We start from the raw sequence: 17,426 nt of genomic DNA, 5'->3' as shown, positions 1-17,426 counted from the left end.
ACAGCAGGCGTGAAGTGGAGGTGGGCGGGTTGCCGCCCCGCCCACCTGTTCAGTCCCACTACACTGGGCGTTGGCGTTCACTTCACCCAACCCATGCAATCCCATTCAAAGCCCTCCATAGTGGCCGCGCTGGTTCCGGCGTGGCAGTCTTCGGCGTTCATTCAAGCAACCCTCGACTCTCTCTCAGCCCAGACTTACCCACACCTGGAAGTCATCGTCTCTGTCGATGAGTGCAATGATTCGACCTATGAGATTTGCATCGCCCATGCTCAGAAAGATGCTCGTTTCCGAGTAATCCGCCAATCGCAGCGGCTAGGGTATGTGGGCAACTGCAACTTTTTGCTCAATCAGGCCGAAGCTGATTACGTACTTTTTGCATTTCATGATGACATCCTGAACCCTGACTACATCACGCTGCTGGCAGAAGTGCTTGACGCACGGCCAGAGGTCGTCATGAGTTATTCGGACGTTCACCTCACAAACACCAACGGAACGGAAGAACACTGGGTATTCACCGAACTTGAAGGCGTTCATGACCCGGTTCAGCGGGGTGTTCTCATGATGAGTGGAAAAAATAAATGGTGGGTGCCCAACCGAGGGTTATTCCGCCTTGGTCAAGCTCGGCAAATAAACGGCCTCAAAACCCACCGTGCGGGAGAATTTTCGGCAGACTGGCCATGGATGTTCCATATGAGCCTTTTGGGAGAATTCGCACGGGTTCCCAAAACCCTGTGCTACAAGTATTACAAGCCTGGAAGCTTATCGAGAAGCTGGCAGTTTTCCAAGCACCAGATCTATGAAGTTTACGCGGCCATAATGCGCGAAATATGGATTTCCGGCCTTACCACTGAGCAAAAGCTCACGCTTGCCAGTCCCTTGGCAAGATGGCTCTACCACAATAATCCTGATCGACTCGGCGAGGGCAAGTGACAAATACCGTCGACCCGGCATCCTGTTCGAGCTGGTTTGGAGGGCGAGCTCGCCTGGTTGATCTCCCCACTCATTCAGACGAGCGTGGCAACCTGCTACCGCTCGACTTCGACCGCCTCCCGTTCATGCCACGCCGCGTATTCACCGTAACAGGCGTCCCCGCCGGCTCCATCCGGGGGGAGCATGGTCACCGCAGTGGGGAACAACTGCTCGTTTGCCTGCAAGGGAAAATCGACCTTTTTCTCAGAAAGGGGTACGAAGAAGCCACTACTGCGCTCACCCCAGCGGGGCCAGGCCTCCTTTTGGGCGCAGGCGTGTGGTGCCGCCAGACTTACCTCGTCTCGAATTCCGTACTATTGGTATTGGCCAGCGAACCGTATGATCCAGAGTCGTATATATCCAACTGGAACTGATATAAATGCGAAAGACTTCCCGAATTGCCGTCCTTGGCGCCGGAATCATGGGCTGTTCGACTGCGATATTTCTGGCCCGCAAAGGAATCGAAGTATCTGTCTTCGATATGGCAGAGCAACCATTCAGCGCAGCGAGCCGATGGAATGAAGGGAAAATCCACTTAGGCTGCCTCTACAGCGCAGATCCGTCCCTGAGCACTGCAGACCGTGTCATTCCCGGCGGGCTCAAATTTCGCCCCTTGATCGAGGAATTGGTCGGCACATCCCTCGCTCCAGCAATCACTTCCGAAGATGATCTGTACCTGTGTCACCGCAAATCCGTGACATCTGCAGCAGAAATGAAGACGTACATGGAGAAGGTCGTCGAGCGTGTACGCAATCACCCAGATGCGGCGCAATACCTGGCAGATGCGTCTGACAGTCGGGTTCACCCGCTGAGCACTTCTGAACTGGCTGGATTGACCTCATCGACAGATATTGTTGCGGGCTTTCGGACTCCTGAGAGATCCGTTGACACCAATTGGGTGGCTGAACGATTCATACCTGCAATGGATGCAGAAGCATCGATCCAGCAGTTTATGAAAACCCGCATCACGGCGGTGCGCCCCGCAAAAGATGGAATCGACGGCAAGTGGGAAATTGAAACTTCCGAAGGCATCTTTGGACCATTCGACTACGTCATCAACTCGCTGTGGCAAGGCCGATTGGCCATAGACCGGACTGCTGGGCTGGAGCCCACGGGAGCTTGGTCACACAGATACCGCCAATCCCTGTTCTTGCGCACCAAAGAACCGGTTCATACGCCTTGCGTGGTCATTGCCACTGGCCCCTTCGGAGACATCAAAAATTACAATGGGCGGGATTTTTATCTCTCCTGGTATTCCGATGGCTTGCGCGTGGACAGCTCCGATATTTCACCACCGGAGCCTCATTTGACTGCCCAGAACTTGGAGAACTTGCCAAACTCCATTTGCGACCATCTCCAATCCTTGTTACCGTGGGTAGCGCAAATTCGCGAGCAAGCGGAGCGCTCCACCATTCAAGGCGGATGGGTCTTTGCTGTCGGGCAAGGTGTGCTTTCGGACCGAGATTCCACACTGCACTCCCGTTCGGAATATGGCATTCAAAGACTCGGACACTATATATCCGTCGACACCGGCAAATACTCAACAGCACCCGCCATGGCCCGCGCCTTGGTAGAAGCGATTATCTAGCCGCCTCAGAAATATCGCTCCTGATAGGCGCCATATCCATCCGAGCATTTGATTGGCCCCGAAGTCTCTGAAGCCTGTGAATACTTGATCGTCGGAACTGCACGCGATCAGGCTTACACCACCCACACGCCGCGTGTAGGGCGTGCGGCCACAGACGAGCCTCGTGCGCCGCATCGGTGCTCGCCCGGACGGGCCTGCACCATCGGCATCGACGAAGCGCCCGAGAGCCCAGCCGGGGCGCTGCAGGAAAAATGTTCCATTTCGTTGCACAGCACCAACACCCCCACGGGTAAAAGGTGTTTACCCCTGTGGCGGACATACAAATAGGCCATTAGCATCCCCCTCCGTTGCAAAGTGCAACGATCACATCACCACAGGCATCAAACTTGCTTGTAGCGACGGCCCGAAAGCATCACCCCTGTGCGTTTTTGGCCGGTGATTATTTGTCATCAAACAAAATTTGATTTAAGGAAACCTTGCTAATGAAAACGATTAACCGCTGCGCCCTCGCCGCGCTGGCCTTGGTGGGTACGTCTGCTGCCTTTGCACAGAGCAGCGTCACCCTGTACGGCCGGGTCAACACCACGTTCGAGCACCAAAAAGAAGGCAATGTGTCCAAGACCGGCCTGTTCAACAACTCCTCCCGCTTCGGCTTCAAGGGCCAGGAAGACCTGGGCGGCGGTTTGATGGCAGGCTTCCAACTGGAAAGCGGCTTTGACTCCAGCACCGGCGCCACAAGCTCCACCTTCTTCGGCCGCCAGAGCGAAGTGAACCTTGCCGGTGGCTTCGGCATGCTGCGTCTGGGCAACTTCACTTCAGAGTCCTACTACGCCACCGCTGACTTCATCAGCAACCACAACCACGACACCGGTTCGTCGTCGGATGCGCTGTACGCCTACCCTGCCCGCGACGCAAACAAGATCGCCTATCGCGCCCCCAGCCTGGGCGGCGCCACGTTCGAAGCCGGCTGGGCCATGCATGAGCAAGCCAGCGGCACCGGCGGCAAGAACAGCCTCGACCTGGCTGCCAACTACGAAATCGGCAAGCTGGGCCTGGGCGCCGGTTACTCCAAGCTGGACGACCAGAACCAGTTCGCGGTGCGTGCTTCGTACTCGACCGGCCCCTTCGTGGTGGGCGCCTACGTGCAGCGCGACAAGAACGTGTTCTTCGCCAACGGCGGCAACCGCACCAACGTGCGCCTGTCGGGTGCCTACATCATGGGCGTGTCGGAATTCCACCTGAACGTGGGCCGTGCCGGCAAGTACTCCAACGTGGCCGACAGCGCCGCCACCCAGTACACCGTGGGCTACAACTACAACCTGAGCAAGCGCACCAAGATCTACACGTACTACACCCGCATCAACAACAACCACAACGCCAGCTATGGCGTGGCCACTGCGGGCAACGACTTCAGCTCCTTCGCGATGGGTGTGCGCCACAACTTCTGATGGCCTGATCCCGCTGCTGCCCTAACTGGTGGGAGGGCAGACATACAGCTATTTACCCCCGCACTTCTTCGGAGTGCGGGGTTTTTTTACGCTACAGCATCCGGCCTTTTTGCAGCGGTTTTATTTGGCAATATTCTGCCGCACGAGTTTCGACGTGACAGGATCGACATAGGCCTCAACCATATTGCCACTCTTGAATCCGTATATTTCGTAGCAACTGCCATTGGCGATTTTGAACGTGGCGATTTTGTAGCCACGAAACTCCGCCAGCAGGCGCATTTCCGCCTCAGGCAACCACTGGCTTCGCGGCTCCCGCGTACACACATCTTCAGTGCGCTCGCGGCTGAAACTGGATGGCCCCGCCGACTGGACGGGCGGCTTGCCGGCCTCCGCCGCCAGCGCGGACACAGCCAAGGCCAAGGCTCCCACCGCACTCGCAGCGACGTTTCTCACAGCATGGTTCATCGACAGGCCTCCAATGGAATGATGGTTTCATGCTAGCCATGCCAGATTAATTTTTGCTTAACTCAATTGATCCCGCAAAAAATATCAATGGTTCGGTGCATTTTATTTTCACTCTTCAGAATATCATTGTCTCAAGTCCGCTTAGCCCCTTGAGATGGCCAGCATAAAATGCGACGGTCTGGGATGGCGTGTCCTCAGCCGGTCTACTGCCTTATTTTCCCAAGACAGCCACCTGCACCTCCGTGCGGATTTCAAACCCCAGGCTTTCGTACAAGGCAATGGCGGCTTCATTCGTGGTCCACGCATGCAAAAAAGGCTGGTCCCCCCGCTGTTGAATGGCGTGGGCCACCACGGATGAAAGCCGGCGGGCATAACCGCGCCCTCGAAACTCGGGGTGGACACACACGCCGCTCACTTCGGTGCCGCCTTCAAAACGCATGCGTTCACCCGCCATGGCCACCAGCAGACCTTCGGACCGGATGCCCACAAAGCGGCCCATGGTGTGGGTGTGCGCAAGGAACGGGCCGGGCTCAGTCAACTGCGCCAGGGCCAGCATGGCGGCAGCATCGGCATCACCCAGCACGACGACGGCCTCCGCGCCGGGCTCGGCTGCAATAGCCCGCCCGGCCAGCATCTGCACGCCCACGGCGCGGCGAAGGGCCTGCAGCCCCTGGGGCACCGGCACGGGCTGCGCTTGCAGCACGAGGACCGATTCCCCCTCGGCCACCAGGCCGGCCAGCGCGGCAAGGCTGGCGTCATCGGCGTCATCCCGGGCCGAAGCAAACAGGTTGACGTCCCGCCGGTAGCGCTTGGCCAGGTCGCCACCTTCTGCCAGGCCGGGAGTGGAGGTCAGCGATGCCCAGACGGGCCGGTCGAAGGGGTTGGTGGTGGTCATCGTGCTGTTTCCTTTCCTGGGGCACGGGGAGTTTTCTTGCGACGGCCTGTGGCGTGCTCTGCGGCGATGGTGACAGCCGAGCGCTGCAGCAGCGAGGTGCGCGCGAGCCCCGCCTCCAGCGCCTCCAACTGGTCCAGCAAGGGGCCTTCAAGCGACGCACACACCTGGGCTACGGAGGCTTCCAGCACGGGCCAGACATCGCGTTGCGCCCGCTGCACAAGTGCCTGGCCTTGCGAGCTGAGCGCCACGCGGCGCACACGCCGGTCACCCTCCACCGCCTCCGACTGCACCAGCCCGCTGTCTTCCAGCCCTTTCAAGGAGCGCGTGACCACCGGCTGGCTGACGCCGACGGCCTGGCTCAGCTCGCCCACCCCCAGCGCACCATGCCAATCCAGCGCCGCCAACAGCGGGAAGTGCGCTGCAGGCATGTCGATGCCGTGCTGGGTCAACAGTGCCTGCGTTTGCGCCTGCAGCGCCTCGCCAATACGCTTGAAGCGGGTGCCGAGGGTGAGGAATCCGAGTTCCTTGACGACATCTTGGATCATGTTTTTTCCTTAGATATATATCATGATATGTATTTGACAGGCCACGTCAATCGATTTCTTCGCGGCTGCCCTGGCACTGCTTGCCAGACTGGTTCAGCGCGCAAAAACAAACGCCTGCGGACGATCTCGCAGGAAGGCTCCTGAAAGATCGCGCGCAGGCTTTGACTTGGCCACACCCGCAGCCGGGCTGCGCGCGACAGTCCAGCCGCGCCAGCTCTCCGGCGTTTCGTCCTTACACGTTCATGATCGAGACCAGGCGCGTGTTCAGGTGCGCCTCGATGGCCTCGGGGCCGCCTTCCGAGCCATAGCCCGAATCTTTCAACCCGCCAAACGGCAGCTCGGCTGCGGGCGCGGCGGCCTGGTTGATCCACAACATGCCCACTTCCAGGCGCTGCGCCAACAGGTGCGCGTTCTTCAGCGACGAAGTGAAGGCATAACCGGCCAGGCCAAACGGCAGGCGATTGGCTTCGGCAATGGCGTCTTCAATCTTCTCGAACCCGCGAATCGCGGCCACGGGGCCGAAGGGCTCTTCATTCACGATGCGGGCCGACAGGGGCACGTCGTTCAGCACCGTGGGCTGGAAGAAGTTGCCTTCGCTGCCAATGCGCTCGCCACCCGTCACCAGCGTGGCGCCCTGCTGCACGGCGTCGGCCATCAGGTCGGCCATCGCCGTGATGCGGCGGGGGTTGGCCAGCGGGCCCATCTGCGTGCCGGCCGTGAGGCCATCGCCCACCTTCAGGCCCTGCGCGTACTTGGCGAAGGCAGCCACGAAGTCGGCACGGATGCTCTCGTGCACCAGATAGCGGGTGGGCGAGATGCAGACCTGGCCTGCGTTGCGGAACTTGGCCCCGCTGCCGATCTTGATGGCCAGTTCCAGGTCGGCGTCTTCCGCAATGATGACCGGGGCGTGGCCGCCCAGCTCCATCGTCACGCGCTTCATGTGCTTGCCCGCCAGCGCGGCCAGCTGCTTGCCCACGGGCGTGGAGCCGGTGAAGGTGACCTTGCGGATGATGGGGTGCGGGATGAGGTAGCTGGAGATTTCAGCGGGGTCGCCGTATACCAGGCCCACGGTGCCTGCGGGCACGCCGGCATCGGCAAACGCGCGGATCAGCTCGGCGGGGCTGGCGGGGGTTTCCTCAGGCGCCTTCACCAGAATCGAGCAGCCTGCACCCAGCGCGGCGGCCAGCTTGCGCACCACCTGGTTGATGGGGAAGTTCCAGGGCGTGAACGCGGCCACGGGGCCCACCGGGTCCTTCAGCACCAGCTGCGTGGCCTTGAGGTTGCGCGAGGGCACGATGCGGCCATACACACGCAGCGATTCGTCGGCAAACCATTCGATGATGTCGGCAGACGCCATGGTCTCGACCTTGGCCTCCGCCAGGGGCTTGCCCTGCTCTTGCACCATGATGGCGGCAATGGCCTCGGCGCGCTCGCGCATCAGGGCCGCTGCGCGGCGCATGGTCTTGGCGCGCTCGGCGGCAGGCATGTCGCGCCAAGCTTCAAAACCCTTTTGTGCGGCGTCCAGCGCGCGGTCCAGATCGACCTTGGTGGCATGGGCCACGCGGCCGATTTCCTTGCCCGTGGCGGGGTTGAACACGGCAAGGGTCTTGCCTTCAGCGGCGTCTTGCCACTGGCCTGCGATGAAGAGCTGGGTGTTGGGATAGGTCATGAGCGTTGGTTGGTCAGCCAAGGTGGTGAAAAAATCAAAAAAACGACTATACGCCTGCGATGATGGCTGTGTATTTCAAGGAGATTGCATGCGAGAAGTAGTCCAAAGCCTCGAAGAGTCGCGCATCCGCGAAGTGGCCAACGAAGGCCTGGGGCGCAGCGATGTGCTGAAGTTCTGGTTCGGCGAGAGCGACGAGGTGACGCCCGATTTCATCCGCGACGCGGCCATTGCCTCACTGCAAAAGGGCGAGACCTTTTACGCCCACAACCTGGGTCTGCCCGAACTGCGCCACGCGATTGCGGGCTACATGCACGGTCTGCACCCGCAGCAGCATACCGATGCGTGGTTTGACCGCATCGCAGTGACATCCGGCGGCGTGAACGGCCTGATGGTGGCCGTGCAGGCCCTGGTGGACGCGGGCGACGAAGTGGTGCTGGTGACGCCCGTGTGGCCCAACCTGGTGGCGCAGCCGCGCATTCTGGGGGCGCAGGTGCACACCGTGCCGCTGGTGGCCGACGTGCACGGCGCATGGCGCCTGGACATGGACGCGCTGCTGGCCGCCATCACGCCCGGCACGCGCCTGCTGGTCGTCAACGCCCCCAACAACCCCACGGGTTGGACACTGACGCGCGAGGAGCAAGCCACCATCCTGGCGCATTGCCGTCGCACGGGCACGTGGATCCTGGCAGACGAGGTGTACGAGCGGCTGTACTACGCAGGCGACACGGCCAACGGCGCCGCACCCAGCTTTCTGGACGTGGCCGAGCCCGAGGACCGCCTAGTGGTGACGCACAGTTTTTCCAAGAGTTTTTTGATGACCGGCTGGCGCCTGGGGTGGCTGGTGTTGCCGCCATCGCTGACGCATGCCGTTGGCAAGCTGATCGAGTTCAACACCTCGTGCGCGCCGGTGTTTGTGCAGCGCGGGGCCACGGTGGCGCTGCAGCGCACGGAGGAGGTGACGCCTGCGCTGGTGGCGCATCTGAAGAGCTGCCGGGACACGCTGGTGCCGCTGCTGGCCGATGTGCCGGGGGTGTCGGTGGCCACGCCGCGTGGGGGCATGTATGCGTTCTTCCGCATCGACGGTTACGACGACTGCCTGACGCTGGCCAAGCTGCTGGTGCGGGAGGCGGGGTTGGGGTTGGCGCCGGGCAGTGCGTTCGGGGGCGAGGCACAGGGGTGGTTGCGGTGGTGTTTTGCGAGCCGGGATGTGGGGAGGTTGGGGGAAGGGGTGGGGAGGTTGAGGGGGTGGTTGAAGGGGTGATGGAAAGGGATTTTTGAACGATTTTGGCTGCTGGCGCTTTTGGAATAAGCGCTAGCAGCTATTGTTTTTATAGTTATTGGGGCTCTCCTTCCCGTTCGCGCTGAGCTTGTCGGAGCCGGTGGAAGCTCGTTCTCTAGTTTGGGCGGCGTGCTTGGGTTGAGGGCAGAGGCCGGGATGTCGCCCCGGCGGGCGAGTCCCTTTCTTTCGCGTCGCCGAAAGAAAGGAACCAAAGAAAGGGCGACCCTACTGTCTGCGACCCCTTCGCTGCGCTGCGGGGCAACCTGGGGTGCTCGGTCACGGGGTGCACCGCAGAACTCGCTGCGCGCCTGCGGCGCTCCGCTCGGACAACTGCGGTGAGTCAGTTCACGAAGCATGCGCGCTCCGACGCGCATGCCACCCCGCGCCCTGCGCGCCCCAGGCGCATCCAGAAGGGAACCCGGGGGAGCGGACTTCCACACGGGCCATTGCTTCGCTCGGCCCCATCTCGCGGGCGCAAGCGCCACGCGCTGCGAAAGCTGGGCCGAGCGCAGCGATGGCCCGTGTGGCTGTTCGGCTGTTGGATGTTCGGTTGTCCACCCCTGCTGGCTGCGCCTGCGGCGGGGCGGTTGTGGGGTGGCACGCGCGTCGGAGCGCGCGTGCTTCGTGAACTGAATCGCCGTGGTTGTCCGAGCGGCGCTGCGCAGCAGCAAAGCGAGTTCCACGGCGCACCCCGCAACCGCCCCGCCGCAGGTTTGCCCCGGAGCGCAGCGCAGGGGTCGCAGACTGGGGGTCGCCTTTTCTTTGCTTACTTTCTTTTGGCGAAGCAAAAGAAAGTGAGTCGCCTGCCGGGGCGACAACCCGGCTCCCGCCCTCAACCCGAGCATGCTTTTCAAACCAGCACGCCAAGGCTTCGACAAGCTCAGGCCGAACGGGTCCCCAAGAACAAAGAACTACAAAAACAATAGCTGCCAGCGCTTTATAGATAAGCGCCAGCAGCCAAAATCACTCAAAAAACTACTGCGACACCTGCGCCAACTTCACAGCAGGCTGATCCCCCCACCCGCCTCCGAGCGCCCGAATCAACCCCACCGTCGCCACATACTGCGCCGTCCGCACCTGCAACTCCTGCCGCCGGTTGCGCAACTCGCTGCGCCGCGCGTCCAGCAACTCCAGCTGGCTCACCAGCCCATTGCGATACCGCACATCCGACAACTGCGTGGCCCGCCGCGCTGCCGTCACCGCCCGCCCCTGCGCATCGGCCTGGCCAGACAGCAGCCGCAGCGAGGTCAGCTGGTCCTCCACGTCACGAAACGCGTTCAGCACCTGCCCCCGATGGTCCGCCAGCGCAGCCTCCAGGCGGGCCTTGGCGCCCTCGATCTGTGCATCGCGCTGGCCGCCGTCAAAGATCGGCAGCGACAGCAGCGCACTCACGCCCCAGGCACGGGCCGACCACTTGAACAGGTCACCCAGCTCGGGCGACGCATGCCCCGCATTGCCGGTGAGCGTGACGGCCGGGAACCACGCCTTCTGCGCCACGCCCACACGCGCTTGCGCGGCCAGCACGGCAGTTTGCGCGGCCGACACATCGGGCCGGCGCGCCAGCACCGTGCCGGGCACGCCCGGCGGAATCACCGGCAACGCGGCATCGCCCGTCGCGGGCGGCAGCACAAAGCCGCTGGCCACCTCGCCAGCCAGCACGGCCAGCGCGTTGGTCAGCAGGGCCTGCTGGCGCTGCAAGGCCAGGGCATCGGACTCGGTGGCCGCCACCTCGGTCTGTACACGGGCCACGTCCAGCTCGGCCACATCGCCGGCTTGCAGGCGGCGCTGCGTCAAGCGCAGGGTGTCCTGGTAGGCGGCCAAGCTCTCTTGCACCAGCACCTGCTCGGCCTGCACGGCGCGCAGCTGCAGGTAGGTTTGCGCCACATCAGCCTGCACCATAAGGCGCGTGCTCTGCAGCAAGGCCTCGCGCGTGTCGGCGTCCAAGCGCGCGGCGTCGCTGGTTTGCGAGAGGCGGCCGAACAGGTCCAGCTCGTACGAGGCATTGAGCCCCGCCGTGCCCAGCGTGGATGGCACCACGCTGCCCGTGCTGTTGGCACCGGCCTGGCGCGCAACGCCCGCCGAGGCGCCCACTTGCACCGAGCGCGCGGCGTCAGCAGAACGCAGCAGCGTGCGCGCTTCGGCCAGCCGCGCGGCGGCCTGCTGGATGCTGGTGTTGGCCTGGCCCGCGCGCTGCACCAGGTCGGCCAGCACCGGGTCTTGAAAGCCCAGCCACCACTCGCCGCGTGGCTGTGCCTCGGCTGGGACGGCCACCGTCCAGGGGGCCGTGGACAGCGCGTCGCCCCCTGCCGTGAAGCTGGCGGGCACGGGCACACCCGCATGCGGCGCGGGGGCCACGGGCTGGGTCATGCAACCGGCCAGCACCAGGGCGGCGGCCAGGGGCGCCAGCAGGCTGCGCTTGCGCACGCCAAAGGCAGCACCCTCGGTGGAGTTTTTCTTCAATAGCAAATCGGTCATGGTTGTTCTCCTGCCCCAGTCGTTACGCCCGCTGCATTCGGCAGCGCGGAGCACGTGGCGAGGGCCACAAAGATTTTTGTTGTCACCGTTTTCAAAAGCATCATTCGTGCTCCTTGCGCGGCGCTGCCAGCACCGGGTGGGCAATGCCGCCGCTGCCCGGGGTGTGCGAGATGGGCGCCACATGCGCGCCATGCTCCACCAGCGGGCGGTTGCCAGCCAGCTTGCGCAGCAGCACGTAGAACACGGGCGTGAGGAACAGGCCAAAGGCCGTCACACCAATCATCCCGGCGAACACCGCCACGCCCATGGCGCTGCGCATTTCGGCGCCCGCGCCGGTGGACAGCACCAGGGGCAGCACACCCATGACGAAGGCCAGCGAGGTCATCAGGATGGGGCGCAAGCGCAGACGGCTGGCCTCGATGGCGGCCTGCACGGGGGTGCGCCCGGCGAACTCCAGCTCACGCGCAAACTCCACGATCAGGATCGCGTTCTTCGCTGACAGCCCCACCAGCACGATGAGCCCGATCTGCGTGAACACGTTGTTGTCGCCGTTGCTCAGCCACACCCCGGTCATGGCCGCCAGGATGCCCATGGGCACGATCAGGATGATGGCAATCGGCAAGGTGAGGCTTTCGTACTGCGCGGCCAGCACCAGGAACACCAGCAGGATGGCCAGAGGGAACACCAGCACGGCAGAATTGCCCGCCAGGATTTCCTGGTAGGTCAGCTCGGTCCACTCGAAGGTGATGCCCTGGGGCAGCGTCTCAGCCGCGATGCGCTCGATGGCGGCCTGCGCCTGGCCCGATGAATAACCGAGTGCAGGGCCGCCGTTCACATCAGCAGCCAGGTAGCCGTTGTAGCGCATGGCACGTTCGGGGCCGAAGCTCGGCTCCATCTTCATCAGCGCCGACAGGGGCACCATCTCGCCGGTGCTGGAACGCACCTTGAGCAGGCCCACATCCTCAGCCCGCGCGCGGTAGGCCGCATCGGCCTGCACGCGTACGCTGTAGGTGCGGCCGAACTGGTTGAAGTCGTTGGCATAGAGGCTGCCCAGGTAGATCTGCAGCGTGTCAAAGATGTCCGTTACCGGCACACCGAGCTGGCGTGCCTTGGTGCGGTCGATGTTGGCGTACAGCTGCGGCACATTGACCTGCCAGCTACTGAAGATGCCGGTCAGCTCGGGCGTCTGGTAGGCCTTGGCCATGAAGGCCTTCACGGCGCCGTCCATGGCTTCGTAGCCCAGCGAGGCACGGTCTTCGATCTGCAGCTTGAAGCCGCCCGTGGTGCCCAGGCCCGCCACCGGGGGTGGCGGGAACATGGCGATGAACGCGTCCTGGATGCTGCCAAAGGCCTGGTTCAGCTGGCCTGCCACCGCGCCGCCGCTCTGGTCGGCGCGGGTGCGCTCGGCAAAGGGCTTGAGCGTGGCGAACACGATGCCGGCGTTGGAGCTGTTGGTGAAGCCGTTGATCGACAGGCCCGGGAAGGCAATCGCGTCTTCGACGTTGGGGTTCTCCTTCATGATCTCGCCCATGCGGCGGATCACGTTCTCGGTGCGGTCCAGCGTGGCGCCGTCGGGCAACTGCGCAAAGCCGATCAGGTACTGCTTGTCCTGCGCGGGCACGAAGCCGCCGGGCACGATCTTGAACAGGCCCATGGTGGCCCCCACCAGCGCGAGGTAGATCACGAACATCAGCGCCTTGCGGCCGATCACGCGCTTGACGCCGCCGCTGTAGGCCTCGGAGCCACGGTGGAACAGGCGGTTGAAGCCGCGGAACAGGCCACCGAACACTTTGTCCATGCCGCGCGTGAGCGCGTCCTTGGGCTCGTTGTGGCCCTTGAGCAGCAGTGCTGACAGGGCGGGCGACAGGGTCAGCGAGTTGATCGCCGAGATCACCGTGGAGATCGCGATGGTCACCGCGAACTGCTTGTAGAACTGGCCTGTGAGGCCACTGATGAAGGCCAGCGGCACGAACACCGCCACCAGCACCAGCGCAATCGCGATGATGGGGCCGGACACTTCACGCATGGCGCGGTAGGTGGCCTCGCGCGGGGTCAATCCCGCCTCGATGTTGCGCTCCACGTTCTCCACCACCACGATGGCATCGTCCACCACAATGCCGATGGCCAGCACCAGGCCGAACAGGCTCAAGGCGTTGATCGAGAAGCCCAGCAGGTGCAGCACCGCAAACGTACCCACCACCGACACCGGCACAGCCAGCAGCGGGATGATGGATGCGCGCCAGGTCTGCAGGAACAGGATCACCACCAGCACCACGAGGGCGATGGCTTCGAGCAGCGTGTGGATCACGGACTTGATCGAGGCACGCACAAACTGCGTGGGGTCGTACGCAATGCGGTATTCCACGCCTTCGGGCATGTTCTTCTGGATCTCGTCCATGGTCTTGCGCACGTTGGACGAGATGTCCAGCGCGTTGGAGCCCGGCGCCTGGAACACGCCCATGCCCACGGCGGGGTCGTTGTTGAGCAGCGAGCGCAGCGAGTAGTCGGCCGCGCCCAGCTCCAGGCGGGCGATGTCGCGCAGGCGCGTCACCGCACCGTCGGCACCGGTCTTGACGATGATGTCGCCGAACTCTTCTTCGGTCTGCAGACGGCCCTGTGCGTTGATGGACAGTTGCAGGTCCACGCCGGGCAGGCCGGGCGATGCGCCCACCACGCCAGCGGCGGCCTGCACGTTCTGGCCGCGGATGGCGGTCACCACATCACTGGCCGAGAGGCCGCGCTGCGCGACCTTTTGCGGGTCGAGCCAGACGCGCATGGAGTAGTCGCCACCGCCGAAGATCTGCACCTGACCCACGCCGCCGATGCGGGCCAGCCGGTCCTTCACATTGAGCACCGCGTAGTTGCGCAGGTAGTCGATGTCGTAGCGGTTGTTGGGCGAGACCAGGTGGACCACCATGGTCAGGTCGGGCGCGCTCTTGACGGTGGTGACACCCAGGCGGCGCACTTCCTCGGGCAGGCGCGGCTCGGCCTGCGAGACGCGGTTTTGCACCAACTGCTGGGCCTTGTCGGGGTCGGTGCCGAGGGCAAAGGTCACCGTCAGCGTCATCACGCCGTCGGTGGTGGCTTGGCTGCCCATGTAGAGCATGCCTTCCACGCCGTTGATGGATTCCTCCAGCGGCGTGGCCACGGTCTCGGCGATCACCTTGGGGTTGGCGCCCGGGTACTGTGCGCGTACCACCACGGAGGGCGGCGCGACTTCAGGGTATTCGGAGATGGGCAGACCGCGCAATGCGATGAGCCCCCCGAGGAAGATGAGCACCGACAGCACCCCAGCGAAGATGGGGCGGTCGATGAAAAAGCGGGATAGGTTCATGGATGCAAATTCCTCCGGTCGCTCTGGCTCAGGCCGCTGGCGACTTGGCTGCGTTCTTGGCTTCCTTGCGATCACCCGCAATCTCGGCCTTGGCGGTCATGGGCACAGGCTGCGGCGCCACCACGGCACCGGGGCGCACGCGCTGCAGGCCGTTGACGACGATGTTCTCGCCCGCCTTCAGACCCGACGTGACCACGCGCAGGCCGTCAATCGGCGCACCCAGGGTGACCTCGCGGTATTCGGCCTTGTTGCCCTCGCCCACCACCATCACGAACTTCTTGTTCTGGTCGGTGCCCACGGCACGCTCGTTGATGAGCAGCGCCTGGGTGTTGCGGGCCTGGCCCATGCGGATGCGGGCGAACTGGCCGGGGATGAGCGAGCCGTCTTCGTTGTCGAACACGGCGCGCACGCGCACGGTGCCGCTCTTGGCATCGACCTGGTTGTCGATGAGCTGCAGGCGACCGGCGTGCGGCGTGCCGCCCGTGGTGCCCGTGCCCATCTGCACGGGGATGCGCTCGATGAGCTGGCGGGCGCTGTTGCCGCGCTGGCCGCTTTGCAGGTCTGCCAGGGCCTTCACCACGATCTGCTCATCGGTGTCGAAGCTCGCGTAGATGGGGCTCACGGACACCAGCGTGGTCAGCACGGGGGCGCCCGCACCGGCCGCCACCAGATTGCCCACGGTGACTTCGATGCGGCCCACACGGCCCGCCACCGGGGCGCGCACCTGGGTGTAGCCCAGGTTCAGCTTGGCGGTCTGCAGCGCGGCCTGGGCGGCGCGCAGGTTGGCATCGGCTTCGCGCTGGGCGTTCAGGCGCTCATCGTGCTCGCGCTGGGCGATGGCTTTTTCTTCGAGCAGGCGCGTGGCGCGCTCCAGTTCGCTGCGGGTGTACGACACGCGTGCCTGTGCAGCCACCACCTGGGCTTCGGCGCGGTCCACTTCGGCGGCGTAAGGGGCGGGGTCCACCGTCACGAGCAGCTCGCCCTGCTTGACCAGCGAGCCTTCGCGGAAGTGCACGGCCTGCACGGCGCCCGAGACGCGCGGGCGCACGTCCACGCGCTGCACGGCTTCGAGACGGCCGGAAAACTCGTCCCACAGGGCGATGTCTTTTTGGAGCACGGCCGCCACCGACACCGGCATGGCCGGGGGCGCAGCAGGGGTGCCATCGGCCTGGGCGGCGGGCGCCTGGAACACAAGGATGATGGCGGCCACGGTGGCCGTCACAGCAGTGGCAAGGGTGGCAAGGCCCAGCGGGCGGCTCTTGGAGAGAGGATTGGAGTTCATGGTCGTTTCAATCGTTAAGGCCGCCCTTGTGGAGCGAGCCGGTGGAGGTTTTCTGCCGCGCCCCGGTAGGTGGCGTTGTGCCGACAAGAGTCAAAAAAGGTGTCACAACCGTGGGCAGATGGGCAGTCTCGGCAATGACACCGTGGCAAAGTCAAGGCCCCGGCGGCACACCGCCGGGACACTGAGAACCGACGTCAGAAGACGCGGCAACACTGTGTGTTGTGACAGCCGTGGCTGAAGACAGGCAAGTCGCCCAACGGGTTGTTCATGGTGTGATTTCCTCCGTATGTATCGTTGACATCAATGGCACCTGCCCGCCGTCTGCGCCCTGATGGGCTCGGTGTGCAGAAATACGTGGGCAAAGCTTCTCCCTCCGGCACGTGTGGGCCGGAAAAATCAGCGTTGATAACCAGGTGGTTGGCGGTAAGGCCGCAGTATCAAACCTCAACCAAAGTTGAGGTCAATGACTTTCTGGAGACAGCCTTGCCGGGTTCAGGGTCTCAGGAAGGCACCGGACATCGGGTGGCTTCAAAGAACATGCGGAACTGTTCCTGCGCACCGGTTGCGCAAGGGCATTCGTGGGGGCCGGTTTGCAGCAAGGCATCGGGCCACTGCGCCGTTTTCGAGAAAACATGGCGGGTCACCTGCAGGCCCGCCGCCTCCAGCCGGGCGGCATAGGCCAGTGCCTCATCGTGCATGGGGTCGGTGTCGCCCACCAGCACCAGCGTAGGCGGCAAGCCGGCCAGACGGTGTGCTGCGGCAGGCACTGCATAGGGGTGCTCGGCATCGCGCGGGCAACGCAGAAAATTGCGCCAGCCTTCGGCCCATTTGCAGCCAGTGGCATTGCCCGTGGCTTCGCGCAGCGAGGCTGTGCCCACACACGGGTCCAGCATGGGCGAGAGCAGGATCTGCCCGGCCAGCGGCGGGTGCGACTGGTCGCGCGCCATCAGCCCCACAGCCGCAGCCAGATTGCCGCCCGCTTCTTCACCCGCCAGGTAGACCAGTGCACCTTGCCCGCCGAGCTTGGTGCGGTTGCGGTGCACCCACTTGAGCACGTCATAGCCCGTGTCCACCGGCTGCGGGAACGGGGTGAGCGGGTACGCCACCGACACCACAACGGCCCCCACACCTTCCAGCAGCGAGGCCACGGTGCAGCCGTTGTCCAGCCCCCCCGAGGTAAATGCGCCTCCATGAAAATGCACCACCACCGGCGACGCCTGGCCCGTCTTCTTGCGCCCATACATGCGCACGGCCACATCCTGCCCCTTGGTCACTTCAATAGTGGAGTCGGAGCACACGGAGGCGGCCTTGCCCCCTTCGGTGGGTTTGGCAACGGGTGGCAATGTGGAAGATAGCGAGGACGGCTGGTCGGGCTGCATGGCATGTACCCATTGGATTGACGATGGATGAAATGTAGTGGCTCGGGCCTTTCAGATAAACAGGTCAAACACCACCGCACTGTTTCCAAAAGCTCAAC

General features: G+C 63.6%; 13 protein-coding genes. 5 read left to right on the top strand and 8 right to left on the bottom strand.

The genetic code is table 11. The features are described from left to right. Window positions 1–93: 93 nt before the first annotated feature. The 4 genes from C8C93_RS02960 to C8C93_RS02945 all read left to right on the top strand — a co-directional run bounded on the left by C8C93_RS02960 (window position 94) and on the right by C8C93_RS02945 (window position 4,005). Complete coding sequence (locus tag C8C93_RS02960) at window positions 94–930, top strand: glycosyltransferase family A protein (RefSeq protein ID WP_158603241.1); 837 nt, start codon at window positions 94–96, stop codon at window positions 928–930. Next, window positions 927–1,343, top strand: a complete 417-nt coding sequence (locus C8C93_RS25620) for an FdtA/QdtA family cupin domain-containing protein (RefSeq protein WP_121505859.1) — start codon at window positions 927–929, stop codon at window positions 1,341–1,343. Before C8C93_RS02960 ends, C8C93_RS25620 begins: the two co-directional genes overlap by 4 nt. A 5-nt stretch (window positions 1,344–1,348) precedes the next feature. Next, the gene (locus tag C8C93_RS02950) at window positions 1,349–2,557 is read left to right on the top strand and encodes an FAD-binding oxidoreductase (protein WP_121505858.1); all 1,209 of its coding nucleotides are present in this window, start codon (window positions 1,349–1,351) and stop codon (window positions 2,555–2,557) included. A 482-nt stretch (window positions 2,558–3,039) separates the two neighbouring features. Beyond that, window positions 3,040–4,005, top strand: coding sequence for a porin (locus C8C93_RS02945; RefSeq protein WP_055399553.1), 966 nt, complete (start codon window positions 3,040–3,042; stop codon window positions 4,003–4,005). A 120-nt stretch (window positions 4,006–4,125) separates the two neighbouring features. Here C8C93_RS02945 and C8C93_RS02940 read toward each other — a convergent pair whose 3' ends face one another. The 4 genes from C8C93_RS02940 to C8C93_RS02925 all read right to left on the bottom strand — a co-directional run bounded on the left by C8C93_RS02940 (window position 4,126) and on the right by C8C93_RS02925 (window position 7,579). Further along, window positions 4,126–4,470 (bottom strand): PepSY domain-containing protein, encoded by a 345-nt coding sequence (locus tag C8C93_RS02940; protein WP_121505857.1) that lies wholly within the window; start codon window positions 4,468–4,470, stop codon window positions 4,126–4,128. 211 nt (window positions 4,471–4,681) lie between these two features. After that, window positions 4,682–5,365: a GNAT family N-acetyltransferase gene (locus C8C93_RS02935; protein ID WP_121505856.1), complete on the bottom strand. Its 684-nt coding sequence runs from the start codon at window positions 5,363–5,365 to the stop codon at window positions 4,682–4,684. After that, complete coding sequence (locus C8C93_RS02930) at window positions 5,362–5,910, bottom strand: MarR family winged helix-turn-helix transcriptional regulator (protein WP_121505855.1); 549 nt, start codon at window positions 5,908–5,910, stop codon at window positions 5,362–5,364. Before C8C93_RS02930 ends, C8C93_RS02935 begins: the two co-directional genes overlap by 4 nt. Window positions 5,911–6,142: 232 nt before the next feature. After that, window positions 6,143–7,579 (bottom strand): NAD-dependent succinate-semialdehyde dehydrogenase, encoded by a 1,437-nt coding sequence (locus C8C93_RS02925; RefSeq protein WP_121505854.1) that lies wholly within the window; start codon window positions 7,577–7,579, stop codon window positions 6,143–6,145. 88 nt (window positions 7,580–7,667) lie between these two features. Here C8C93_RS02925 and C8C93_RS02920 point away from each other — a divergent pair, with 88 nt between their 5' ends. Next, entirely contained in the window at window positions 7,668–8,840 is a 1,173-nt protein-coding gene (locus C8C93_RS02920; protein ID WP_121505853.1) for a pyridoxal phosphate-dependent aminotransferase, read from the top strand. Window positions 8,841–9,833: 993 nt separating this feature from the next. Here C8C93_RS02920 and C8C93_RS02910 read toward each other — a convergent pair. The 4 genes from C8C93_RS02910 to C8C93_RS02895 form a co-directional block, all read right to left on the bottom strand. After that, a complete protein-coding gene (locus C8C93_RS02910; protein ID WP_233559229.1) occupies window positions 9,834–11,333 on the bottom strand; it encodes an efflux transporter outer membrane subunit in 1,500 nt (499 codons plus the stop codon). Window positions 11,334–11,433: 100 nt separating this feature from the next. Continuing rightward, entirely contained in the window at window positions 11,434–14,667 is a 3,234-nt protein-coding gene (locus tag C8C93_RS02905) for an efflux RND transporter permease subunit (RefSeq protein WP_121505851.1), read from the bottom strand. Between the two features lie 28 nt (window positions 14,668–14,695). Then, entirely contained in the window at window positions 14,696–15,949 is a 1,254-nt protein-coding gene (locus C8C93_RS02900) for an efflux RND transporter periplasmic adaptor subunit (RefSeq protein WP_121505850.1), read from the bottom strand. Window positions 15,950–16,449: 500 nt separating this feature from the next. Next, on the bottom strand, window positions 16,450–17,328 hold the full coding sequence (locus C8C93_RS02895; protein WP_199726976.1) for an alpha/beta hydrolase: 879 nt from the start codon (window positions 17,326–17,328) through the stop codon (window positions 16,450–16,452). Between the last annotated feature and the right edge of the window lie 98 nt (window positions 17,329–17,426).

The organism is Acidovorax sp. 93, from assembly GCF_003633835.1.
Taxonomy (GTDB): domain Bacteria; phylum Pseudomonadota; class Gammaproteobacteria; order Burkholderiales; family Burkholderiaceae_C; genus Acidovorax; species Acidovorax facilis.
The sequence above is the reverse complement of the archived record's forward strand: the minus strand, read 5'-3'. Positions and strand labels throughout refer to the sequence as shown.